The following is an 11,763-nucleotide window of genomic DNA, read 5'->3' as shown; positions in this document are numbered from 1 at the left end:
CACACCATGAAACTCGACCAGATCGAAACCTTCGTCGTTGGCAACCCTCCGCCCCGCCACGGCGGCCGCTACTTCATATTCGTCAAGCTGGTCACCGCCTGCGGCATCACCGGCTATGGTGAAATCTACAATGCCACTTTCGGCCCCCACCTCGTAGCCGAGATGGCCAGGGAGGTGTTTCAGCGCCAGTTCGAGGGCGAAGACCCGCACCGGATCGAAAAACTTTGGCACAAAACCTACGGCGCCGGCTACACGATGCGCCCGGACGTCACCGTGATGGGTGTGCTCTCGGGACTGGAAATGGCCTGCTGGGACATCATCGGCAAAGCCGCCGGAAAGCCCGTCCATCAGCTTTTGGGAGGCAAGGTGCACGAGCGGCTCCGCTCCTACACCTATCTCTATCCGCCGCAAGGCGACGTCTATCCGGATCCGGAGACGCCGAATGTCTACAACCACCCCGACCTGGCCGCGGAGGCGGCGCTGGCGGCCGTGCGGCAAGGCTTCACCGCTGTCAAATTCGATCCTGCCGGTGCTTACACCATCTATGACGGCCATCAGCCGAGCCTTGAGGATCTTGAACGCTCCGAAGCTTTCTGCCGTACCATCCGCGAAGCCGTTGGCACCAAGGCAGATCTTCTCTTCGGCACGCATGGGCAATTCACCGTGTCCGGGGCCAAGCGTCTTGCCCGCCGCCTCGAAGCCTACGATCCGCTGTGGTTCGAGGAACCGGTTCCCCCGGAAAGTCCGGAAGACATGGCCGAAGTCGCAAGAGCAACGTCGATCCCGATTGCCACCGGCGAACGGCTCTGCACGAAATATGAGTTTTTCCGCGTTCTCGAGACCCGGGCCGCCAGCATCCTGCAGATGAACCTGGGGCGGGTCGGCGGGCTGCTGGAGGCCAAGAAGATCGCGTCCATGGCCGAATGCCGCTCCGCTCAGATCGCCCCGCACCTTTATTGCGGCCCGATTGTCGCCCTTGCCAACATCCAGATAGCGGCCTGCAGTCCGAATTTCCTGATACTGGAGTCCATCCGCACCTTCGACGGGTTTTTCGCGAACCTCCTGAAGACGCCGATCCGCTGGGAGGACGGCTATGTGATACCGTCGGACGAACCTGGCCTCGGTCACGACCTCAACGAGGCGGTCGCGTGCGCTCACCCCTATACCGGCACCGGGTTGCACCTGAACCTGCAGGAAAGCCCGGCGGCACCGCTCTAGCGAACCGATCCGGGCCGCTATGCGACCTTGGGAATAATCTTTGGTTCAGGGAGAACGACGGAACCCGGCGCGTCGGCATGAAGAGCCGTGGAGGCCATCAGAATCCGCCGGATGTCCTTCACGGGCATCGGCTTGCCGAACAGGAACCCCTGCACCTCGTTGCAGCCCTGGTTGGCGAGGAAACCCAGATGGCTTTCCGTTTCGACGCCTTCTGCCAGCACGGGGATTTCGAGGCTTTCGCCGAGGATGATCGTCGCCCGGACGATTGCCTCCGACTGCTTGTTGCCGCCGAGATCCTTGACGAATTCCCGGTCGATCTTGATCTTGTCGAACGGAAACGCCTGCAGTGTCGCCAGCGAGGAATAGCCGGTACCGAAATCGTCCATGGCGATGCGCACACCGATGCGCTTGAGCTGATGGATGATCTGCAAGGCATGCGCCGTATCGGCGATGATGCCGGTTTCCGTGATCTCCAGTTCAAGGCGCGCCGGTTCGAGACCGCTGTCTTCCAGAGCGCTGGCGACAACACCCGGGAACTGGCTGTCGGCCAATTGAATGGGGGCCACGTTGACCGCAATCTTGACCGGTTTTTCCCAGCTGGCGGCCTCCTTGCACGCGGTACGGATGATCCAGGCTCCGATTTCGCGGATCTCCCCCGTCTCCTCGGCAATCGGAATGAACTCTGCGGGCGGAATGATGCCCCGGGTGGGATGGTTCCAGCGCAGCAACACCTCCGTGCCCGTCACCTCGCGCGTGAGCACATTGTTCTGGAGCTGGTAGTAGAGTTCGAATTCGCGGTTCCTCAACGCGTTGCGCATGTCCAGAGCCAGAGCGCTGCGCTCCCGTGTCTGCCGGTCCTTGCCCGGATCGTAGCTGAAGACGGCCCCGTTTCCGGCTCTCTTGGCCCTGTGCATGGCCCGTTCGGCGGCCTGCAGCAACTTGGAGGCGTTCGCCGCGTGATCGGGATAGCAGGCGTAACCTACGCTGCAGCTCGCATTGACCTGCTCGCCCTGCCATATCATAGGGGTCGAAATCTGCTTCTGAACCCGCTCGCACAGCTTCTGGATATCGCTGCGATGAAAGATGGACTTGCTGACGACAACAAATTCGTCTCCGCTTACCCGGGCGGCAAATTCACCGGGATTGAGGTTGTTTGACAGGATCCTGGCGACATGGCGCAAAAGGGCATCCCCGCCGGTGTGCCCCAGTACCTCGTTGACCTCCTTGAACCGGGTCAGGTTGCAATTGAGCACGACGAACCGGGAGTTCTGCGAGGCGATCCGGGCGAGGAAACCTTCCAGGTAGCGGTCAAGGCCGCGGCGGTTCGGCAATCCCGTCAACGGGTCATGATGGGCAAGATGATTAAGCTTGGTATCGGTCTCTTCCGAATTCGCCATATCGATCGAATAGGTGATCATCGCAGAGAGCAGAAGCACGCTCATGGTGAAAACGACCGCAATCCCGACCAACTGGTTGGAGATCAGGTTGGACGTATTGTCATCCAGACGAAGCGGGATGATTTCAAGACCCGTCATGGCGACGAAATGAAGACAGGCCACGGCGAGAACGAAGCTGCCGGCAGCCCAGTGCTGGCAGAAACGGGTCCGGGGTCTGGCAATCCGGTTTGTGGCGAGCATGCCAAGTCCACAGGCCAGAACCACCGAGACAATGGCAAAAGGCATCGACATTGTGACGATCCCCGCGACCTGCATCGCCTCGATGCCGATAAAATGCATCGCGGCGATGGACGCACCGAATATCAACCCGCCGGCCTCAATGAGAACGGAGTGTCTGGTGAGGGAACTGACAAACAGGCCGAAAGTGGTTCCGGCGACGCCAACCAGCAGGGACAGCACGGTCAGGCCCAGATGGTATCCGAGAATGAACGGGCTGCTGTAGGCCAGCATGGCGACGAAATGCGTGCTCCAGATGGTCCCGCCCGCAATGAGGCCTGACAGGAACAGCCACAGATACCTGAGATTGCCGCTCGTATGCCGGACCCTGGCGTAAAGTCGCATGGTCAGGATCGACCCGACGGTCAGGATTATTACCGCCAGAGCGAGAAACAGCGGGTCATGCTCAAAGGCAATGCACGAAAGGACAGACAGCATCATTTACTCCAGATGCTCTCAACTTACCTTGGCCGGGCCCGAAATTCGTAAAAACACGTAGCAAGAGCCGGGTATGGATAACAGCGGGTAAACAAGGCTAAAGAGCTGTAAATACTAATCTTTTAGAAAAAATAATTATGATGATGCGTTGAACGTTCGGAGAACCGGATTTGTGCGTTTACAACTACCCTAGCGGCACCTTTGATGCCCGCAAATCAGGGGCGCCGATCGCGCTTTCCAACGCCAAAGGCCCCGCAGCCTGGCTGCGGGGCCTTCATCAACACTCCCGACGGCTGCTGGTCAGGCAGCGGTTCTGGCCTTGAATTCCAGACGCCGGCGGTGCAGCACGGGTTCGGTGTAACCGTTCGGCTGTTTGGTGCCTTCAAGCACCAGCTCGCAGGCAGCCTGGAATGCGACCGAGCCGTCGAAATCGTCCGCCATCGGCCGGTAGGCCGGATCGCCGGCATTCTGCTGATCGACTACGGCAGCCATGCGCTTCATGGTTTCCAGCACCTGGGCCTCGGAAACCACGCCATGGTGCAGCCAGTTGGCCATGTGCTGGGCGGAAATGCGCAAGGTTGCCCTGTCTTCCATCAGGCCGACATTGTTGATGTCCGGCACCTTGGAGCAGCCGATGCCCTGCTCGACCCAGCGCACGACATATCCGAGAATGCCCTGGGCATTGTTGTCGAGTTCGGCCTGGATGACTTCCGGCTCCCAGTTCGGGCGCTCGGCAACAGGAATGGACAAGATGTCCTCCAGCTTCGCAACTTCCCGTGCCGCCAGCTCGGCCTGACGGTGCGCAACGCAAACCTTGTGATAATGCAGGGCGTGCAGCGTGGCTGCGGTCGGCGACGGCACCCAGGCCGTATTCGCCCCGGCCATCGGGTGGCCGATCTTCTGCTCCAGCATGTCCTTCATGAGATCCGGCATGGCCCACATGCCCTTGCCGATCTGGGCATGACCCGGCAGACCACAGGCAAGGCCGACATCCACGTTGTTGTTCTCATAGGCGCCGATCCAGGTCGACGCCTTCATGTCGCCCTTGCGGATCATCGGTCCGGCTTCCATGGAGGTATGCATCTCGTCGCCGGTCCGGTCAAGGAACCCGGTGTTGATGAAGAATACCCGGTCCTTCGCCTGTCGGATGCATTCCTTCAGGTTCACCGTCGTCCGGCGCTCTTCGTCCATGATGCCCATCTTGAGCGTGTTGCGTTCCAGGCCGAGGGCATCTTCCACGCGGGTGAAGATTTCCGAGGCGAATGCGACTTCCTCAGGACCGTGCATCTTCGGTTTGACGATATAGACCGATCCCGCGCGGCTGTTGGTGCCCCGGCCATTCGGGCCGATGTCGTGCAACGCGATCAGCGAGGTGATCATGCCGTCGAGCAGGCCTTCGGGAACCTCGTTACCGTCCTTGTCGAGCACCGCTTCGATGGTCATCAGATGGCCGACGTTGCGCACCAGCAGCAGCGACCGGCCGTGCAGGGTCAGCGCACTGCCGTCGGGAGCCGTGTAGTTGCGGTCGCCATGCATGCGGCGGGTGACGGTTTCGCCGCCCTTCTCGAAGCTCTCCTCCAGATCGCCCTTCATCAGGCCGAGCCAGTTGGAATAAACGGTGACCTTGTCGTCCGCATCGACGGCCGCGACGGAATCCTCGCAGTCCATGATCGTGGACATGGCCGCTTCCAGAACGACGTCGCTGATATGCGCCCTGTCGTCCTTGCCGATCGGATGCTTGCCGTCGATATTGATTTCAAGGTGCAGGCCGTTCTTCACCAGGAGCACCTTGTAGGGAGCTGCGGCCTCTCCCGAATAGCCGGCGAACTGGGCCGCATCGGCAAGTGCTACCGCGCCCTTGTCCGTCAGCACCTGCAGTGCCTCGTCCCGAACGGCAAATCCGGTCGCGTCTGACCAGCTGCCTTCCGCAAGCGGCGCGGCATCATCAAGTACCCTGCGGGCGTAGGCGATCACCTCGGCGCCGCGCGCCGCATCAAATCCGCCACGCGGCGGCAGGGATCCCATGGCGTCGGTACCATAGAGCGCATCGTAGAGCGAACCCCAGCGCGCATTGGCCGCATTCAACGCATAGCGTGCGTTCATCACCGGTACGACGAGCTGAGCACCTGCCACCTTGCCGATCTCCGGATCGACGTTCGCGGTGCCGACTTCAAAGTCCTCGCCTTCGGGGACGAGATAGCCGATCTCGCCCAGGAACGTCTTGTAGCTATCCATGTCGGGCGACCCTGGATTGGCCTTGTGCCAGGCGTCGATCTTGACCTGAAGTTCGTCGCGCCGTGCCAGCAATGCCCGGTTCTTCGGTGAAAGATCATGGACGAGCTCCGACAGGCTTTTCCAGAAATGATCCTGTTCAACACCGGTTCCCGGCAAAGCCTTCTCATTGACGAATTCATAAAGAACCTGTGCGACTTGCAATCCGTGCGCATCAATACGGGCGGTCATACTTTGTCTCCACTGAGGGCGAAATTCCAACATACTTTGTGCGGTGTTTTGAGGACATTGCAAGGGAACGTCAATCGCCCCGGCCCACTTAAAACCTTTTCCATTTTGGAAAAGATCCAGATCATTATCTCCAACAGTATATAACGGTATACAAAATTTGCCCTTTGCGCAGGCCTTGCAATCCGCTACCCGTGGGTTCCAGTTTTTTCTCCATCCAACGGATTTCATGTACGCTCTGGTAAAACGCTTCGGCGGCCTGACCTATGGGAACGCCATTTTCATGCTTGGCCTCACCGCTCTCTTCTGGGGCGGCAACACGGTCGCGGGCCGGCTCGCCGTCGGTGAGGTCTCCCCGATGATCGTGGTCTTCCTGCGCTGGGTGATCGTCGCCGGCCTTCTCTTGCCAATGCAGTGGCGTCACATCCGGTCGGACTGGCCGCTCATCCGGCCCTATTTCCCGCGCATGGTGCTGATGGCGGCGTTCGGCTTCGTCGGTTTCAATACGCTGTTCTACATGGCGGCAACGCAGACCACCGCCGTCAATCTCGGCATCATTCAAGGGTCGATGCCGATCCTCGTATTGATAGGATCGGTCCTTGCCTTCGGTACGGCCGTGCGGCTGCTTCAGGTGCTCGGCATTCTGGTGACGCTTGCCGGGGTCACGCTCATTGCCGCCCAGGGAAATATCGAGACGCTGCTGGCGTTGGCGATCAACCCGGGCGACGGCATCATGCTGTTCGCCTGTCTTCTCTATTCCGGCTACACGCTCGCCCTGCGCAACAGGCCGCAAGTTTCCCCGCTCGCCTTCTTTGCCGTGCTGTCAGCCATTTCCGTCGTTACCTCCATCCCGGGCCTGATCTTCGACATCTGGAAGGGAACCGCGATGTGGCCAACGACAGACGGCTGGCTGGTCGTTCTCTACATCGCGCTCTTTCCCTCGTGCATCGCCCAGATCTTCTTCATGCGCGGTGTTGAACTGATCGGCCCCGCACGCGCCGGCGTCTTCATCAATCTCGTGCCGATTTTCGCGGCCATCCTGGCGGTTTCGATCCTTGGCGAACCTTTCGAGTGGCACCATGGCACCGCCCTCATCCTGGTGCTTGGCGGCATCTGGCTGTCGGAACGCAAGGCCACAGGTTAGGTTACGTCTCAACAGGCGAACACTTCCGGCAGAGCCCATACAAAAGACAAACTCTGTTTGATAAGGTCCACCCGTTCGTTTCTCGAATTGGGTCTGGTGTGTTGTCCGTGTTTCGATTGCCTGAAAAAACTAGGTTTCTCATTGCGCTTGCGACGCTTTTCCTGCTGCTGGGTTCTGAGGCCGATGCCGGACTTCTCGGCAAGCTTCTGAGGGAAACCGGCGACGCAGCCGGCTCGGCCGGCAAGCATGTGGACGGTGTGGCAAAGCACCTGGACGAAGGCACTTCGATTGCCAGGAAATTGCCTAAGTCCGCCGACAGCGCCGCCCTTGCCCTGGTTCCGGCCAAGGAAGGGACCTGGCAGCTGGTCACTCCGGAAGGCAAGAGCCTTGCGGTTCCATCGCTTGAGGACCTGCCAAAGAGCCTGGACGAGGCCGCCCAGGCCAGGTCCCGCCCGCTTGCCGGCGACAAGATGCCTTCCGGCCCCCAAAAGCCGGCCAAGGTCCAGGTCGCCTTGCGCGAAGCCGATTTCTTCAAATTGCGCGACGAGCTGAACGGACTTCCAAAGGGTGTCGCTCCTGTCCTGGTGAGGCGGAACGGCAGCTTTCAACCGTTAAAGCCCGTAGTCATCGGAACGCGCCGCCGTCTTGCCGTCGAACTGGGTCCGAACGTGCTGATCGACCCGGCAACTCAAAACGCGCTGGATGGCAACATCAAGTTCCTGTCCAGAACGGTCAACAGGGCAGACCTCAAGCTGGCCCGTTTCGACAGTGCAGCAGCGCAATCCGTCAACCCGGCGGAGACCTTCGTCAACCTGAACGCAGACCTCCTGGAATCGAGCCTGGCAAGGTTCAAGAACAGGACAGTGGCGGTCTCCGGCCAGATCAGGCCGAACCCCGAAACCGGTCGCCGCCTGCTCGTGGTGCGGGATGGCAAGAAGCTCCGGCAGATAGATCTGCTGGACTTCATGGCGGCCGCCGAACGTCAGCGTGTCGATCTGATGATCGTCGAAAGCACATCGCCGGTTCAGCCCGGCAAGAGCTGGTTCTCGAAATCCGCGCTGGAAAAGCGCTTTGCGAAGATGCAATCTGCCATGACCCAGGCTGACCTTCTGGCCGCCGTCTCTCCGCCCGGCACGACCACCTTGATCCATGCCGCGGATGAGCGGAACTACCGCCTCGTGACCGCGACTAGCCATATTCGGCGCACCGCGCCCAACAGCCCGGCGGCGGGTGTCAGCGATGACACATCGCTTGCCGGCTGGCTGCTGGACGCCGGCACCCGCATAGGGGTCAGGTCCGTCAGAAGCGATCACGAGAATCCGGACCACACCGACGAGGTCGCCAGCCGCTGGTTGCCCTGGATTTCCAACGTCTCGCTGATCCTGAGCGGTGTCACCTGCGCCTTTGCCCTGTTCATGGGCTGGTATCTGTGGCGCTGGTGGAACGGGCTCTGGCGGCGTTTCCTTGGACAGTCCGGCGGGAACGATTCGCTTTCGCCGGTTCTGTTCATCGTCAAGGTACTGACCTTCGTTCCATTTGCCCTTGTGTCGGCCATTCCGGCACTGATCTGGCTACTGGTCTCGGACTGCATGAAATTCCTGAGCTGGCCGTTCCGCAAGGTGTTCGGCCGGCCGTGACCCGGCCGCCCGGACACCGCGCCGGCTCCCGCACAGACAGGCGAATTTGAAATCGCCGCAAACGCAAGGCACCATGCCCGCATGGAAACACCATTGATTACAGGCGTTTTTGCGCTTCTGTTGATAACGATCTCACTGCTACAGCCTCTGGCGCGACGGCTTGGGCTCGCACCGAGCGTTCTGCTTGCCATGGTCGGAACGCTGATCGGCATAACCGCGACCTATCTGCTCTACACACCGCACACAGACGCCTTCAACACGATTGCCAACGTCTTCGTGCACCCGCCGCTGAACTCGGAGATGATCCTCTATATCTTCCTGCCGATCCTCCTGTTTCAGACAAGCCTGACGCTGGATATCCGCCGGATCTTCGAGGACATCGCACCGATCCTGGTGATGGCCGTTGTCGCGGTCCTGGTCGCGACCGCTTTCATCGGCTTTGCCCTTTATCCTCTCTCCGGCGTGTCGCTGCTTGCCTGCCTGCTGCTCGGCGCCATGGTGGCGACCACCGACCCGATTGCCGTTGTCGCCATCTTCCGCGACATAGGCGCCCCGGCACGGCTCGGCCGGATTGTCGAGGGCGAGAGCCTTCTGAACGATGCCGCCGCCATCGTCATCTTCGTGATCCTGCTGGACATGCTGACAGGAGAACAGGCCCTGACAGCCGCCGAGGCCCTGATCGCCATCGGACGCTCGTTTGCCGGCGGGATCATCGTCGGCGCCCTGCTGGCGCGCATCGCGATCAGCCTGCTGCCCCTGATGCGGGACCTGCCACTTGCTCAAGTGACCCTGAGCCTTGCCCTGCCCTACGGAACCTTCGTGCTCAGCGACCAGTTCGCGGATGTTTCAGCGGTTGTCGCGGTCGTTTCCGCAGGAACAGTTTTCAATCTTTACGGCCCCGCACGCATTCAGCCTTCCAGCTGGGATTTTCTTCATGCGGTCTGGGAACAGATTTCCTTCTGGGCCGCGTCCCTCATCTTCCTGCTCGCCGCGATCCTGGTTCCACGTTTTGTCGACGGCTTCACGCCGATCGACATTCTGCTGCTGTTCGTTGTGATCGTCGCCGCGCTCGCCGCAAGGGCGGTTGTCATTTACGGACTTCTGCCGGTGCTCACGACGCTCGGCATTGGCCAGTCCGTGAACAAGAAGTTCAAGACCGTCATCCTGTGGGGCGGCATGCGCGGCGCGGTGACGCTGACGCTGGCACTCAGCGTATCGGAACACGCTCTGCTGTCCGCCGAAGTGTCCGGTTTCGTCACCAAGCTGGCAACCGGTTTCGTCCTGTTCACCCTTCTGGTCTACGGCACCAGCCTGAAACCCCTGATCCGCCTGCTCGGCCTTGACCAGCTGAACCCGCGCGACGAGGCGCTCAGATCTCACTATCTCGCCCTTGCCCTGTCGGATGTGCGCCATGAAATCGCGGAGGCGGCAGACAGCTACCACATTGCGCCGAAGGTCACCGGCTCAGTTCTGAAGGACTACGAACAACGGACAGCGGAGGCTGCGGCGGAAACCAACAAGATGGAAGAGCTCAGCGACTGGGACCGTGTCCGCATCGGCCTCATCGCTCTCGCCGACCGCGAACAGCAACTGGTTCTGGAGCATTTTCACGACAAGACCATTTCGGGCAGATCCGTTTCGAGCTTCCTGACGCTCACGGGCCGCACGGGTGACCTGACCCGGAGTGACGGCCGCGCCGGCTACAACAAGGCGGTGCGTCAGCCGCTCAAGTTCGGCCTCGGCTTCCGGATTGCCCAGATGCTGCAAAGACGCCTGCGGATTGCCCGTCCGCTGGCGATCCGTCTGGCGGACCGCTTCGAATTTCTGCTGGTCTACAGGATACTCGCGGACGAACTGATCGACTTCAACAACCGGCGAGTCCGGCCGCTGCTTGGTAATCGGGTCGCCGACATCCTGCACGACACGCTCTGCATCCGCCAGGACGAGACGATCCAGGCAATCGACGCCTTGCGCCTGCAATACCCAGACTATGCCGACGCGCTGGAAAGCCAGTTCCTCCGCAAGGTTGGTGTCCGGCTGGAGGAAACGGTCTATGACGAAGCCAAGGAACAGATGCTGATCGGAACCGAACTGCATCAGGATCTCGTTCGGGACGTCGAACGCACGCGACGGGAATGCCACAAGCGCCCGAAACTGGACCTCGGGCTGAAAACCCGCGAGCTGGTCAGTGCCCATCCTCTGTTCACGGACCTGCCGAAGAAACAGCAGAATGCCATCCGCCGGAAAATGCGGCCGCAGTTCGCCACTCCCGGTGAACATCTGATCCGCAAGGGCGACCGGGGAGATGCCGCCTATTTCATCGCCTCCGGCGCCGTGGAAGTGCGCGCGCCAACCCACACCGTCCGCCTCGGGCGCGGAGACGTTTTCGGCGAAATCGCCCTGATGACCGGCGGACGCCGCAGCGCGGACGTCTATGCGCTCGGCTATTGCCAGCTCCTCAGCCTCAGGGCGCAGGACTTCAAGGCCCTCATGGAACAGCACAAGGAGCTGCGTGACCACGTGGTCAGCCTCGCGGAGAAACGCCAGCTGATGAACACCGACCAGGAGATTTCCGAAATGGAAGATCCGGTCGTTCCGGTCTTCGCGACAAAGCCGGAAACCGAATTGGAAGCGGAAGAAGCGCCCCTTCAGGAGGACTTGCCTCCTGACGGAAGCGAGGACGCCGAACCGGATGTTCCTTGCAATGCTTCGGACAATCCGCCGGAGGACCATGCCGAGGCCTCCGAGAGCACCGAAGTGGAAGTGGACGCAATCGAGGCTGCTGAGGCTGCTGAGGCTGCTGAGGCTGGCAATGCACCGGAAGCCGAAACAGGTGCAGGCACGGCAACAAAAAAAGAGACCGCATCGGCCTGATGCGGTCCCCAGCCTGTAAACCTGAAGTGTCTCAGCCTGCTTTCTGGATCTCCACCGAATGCGGATAGGGAATGGAGATCCCGCCAGCATCAAAGGCTTCCTTGACAGTCTTCAGCATGTGGAACTTCAGCTCCCAGTAGTCGCCCGCGTTGCACCAGAGCCGGACACCGAGATCCACCGAACTGTCGCCAAGATTGGTGACACGCACCCAGGGCTCCGGGTCTTTCTGTACCCGCTCATCGGCATTGGCGACATCCAGGATGATCTGGATGGCCTTGTCGGCGTCGTCGCCATAGTCGATGCCGTAGGTGATGTCGAG

6 protein-coding genes and 1 pseudogene are annotated in these 11,763 nt (G+C 60.7%); 4 read left to right on the top strand and 3 right to left on the bottom strand.

Annotated elements, in window-relative coordinates:
- Positions 1-6: 6 nt before the first annotated feature.
- Positions 7-1,218: a mandelate racemase/muconate lactonizing enzyme family protein gene (locus tag ACQY7U_RS04355; RefSeq protein WP_428642354.1), complete on the top strand. Its 1,212-nt coding sequence runs from the start codon at positions 7-9 to the stop codon at positions 1,216-1,218.
- Between the two features lie 17 nt (positions 1,219-1,235).
- On the opposite strand, the gene ACQY7U_RS04350 is transcribed toward ACQY7U_RS04355, so the two are convergent.
- Positions 1,236-3,329 (bottom strand): putative bifunctional diguanylate cyclase/phosphodiesterase, encoded by a 2,094-nt coding sequence (locus ACQY7U_RS04350; protein WP_428642352.1) that lies wholly within the window; start codon positions 3,327-3,329, stop codon positions 1,236-1,238.
- 300 nt (positions 3,330-3,629) lie between these two features.
- Positions 3,630-5,792 (bottom strand): malate synthase G, encoded by a 2,163-nt coding sequence (locus ACQY7U_RS04345; RefSeq protein WP_428642350.1) that lies wholly within the window; start codon positions 5,790-5,792, stop codon positions 3,630-3,632.
- 226 nt (positions 5,793-6,018) lie between these two features.
- Here ACQY7U_RS04345 and ACQY7U_RS04340 point away from each other — a divergent pair, with 226 nt between their 5' ends.
- The 3 genes from ACQY7U_RS04340 (at position 6,019) to ACQY7U_RS04330 (ending at position 11,444) form a co-directional block, all read left to right on the top strand.
- Positions 6,019-6,933, top strand: a complete 915-nt coding sequence (locus ACQY7U_RS04340; RefSeq protein ID WP_428642348.1) for a DMT family transporter — start codon at positions 6,019-6,021, stop codon at positions 6,931-6,933.
- A gap of 107 nt (positions 6,934-7,040) precedes the next feature.
- On the top strand, positions 7,041-8,570 hold the full coding sequence (locus tag ACQY7U_RS04335; RefSeq protein WP_428642345.1) for a hypothetical protein: 1,530 nt from the start codon (positions 7,041-7,043) through the stop codon (positions 8,568-8,570).
- A gap of 81 nt (positions 8,571-8,651) precedes the next feature.
- Positions 8,652-11,444 (top strand): cation:proton antiporter, encoded by a 2,793-nt coding sequence (locus ACQY7U_RS04330; protein ID WP_428642343.1) that lies wholly within the window; start codon positions 8,652-8,654, stop codon positions 11,442-11,444.
- A gap of 31 nt (positions 11,445-11,475) precedes the next feature.
- Here ACQY7U_RS04330 and ACQY7U_RS04325 read toward each other — a convergent pair.
- Positions 11,476-11,763 (bottom strand): annotated as a pseudogene (locus ACQY7U_RS04325) (mechanosensitive ion channel family protein); the annotation flags it as partial.

Source organism: Roseibium sp. (genome assembly GCF_050301095.1).
GTDB lineage: Bacteria > Pseudomonadota > Alphaproteobacteria > Rhizobiales > Stappiaceae > Roseibium.
This window is presented reverse-complemented; position numbering and strand designations above follow the sequence as displayed.

Bases quoted from the DNA above. Each gene is read 5' to 3' on its own strand.
- ACQY7U_RS04355 (WP_428642354.1), top strand. From the start codon at position 7: ATGAAACTCGACCAGATCGAAACCTTCGTCGTTGGCAACCCTCCGCCC.
- ACQY7U_RS04350 (WP_428642352.1), bottom strand. From the start codon at position 3,329: ATGCTGTCTGTCCTTTCGTGCATTGCCTTTGAGCATGACCCGCTGTTT.
- ACQY7U_RS04345 (WP_428642350.1), bottom strand. From the start codon at position 5,792: ATGACCGCCCGTATTGATGCGCACGGATTGCAAGTCGCACAGGTTCTT.
- ACQY7U_RS04340 (WP_428642348.1), top strand. From the start codon at position 6,019: ATGTACGCTCTGGTAAAACGCTTCGGCGGCCTGACCTATGGGAACGCC.
- ACQY7U_RS04330 (WP_428642343.1), top strand. From the start codon at position 8,652: ATGGAAACACCATTGATTACAGGCGTTTTTGCGCTTCTGTTGATAACG.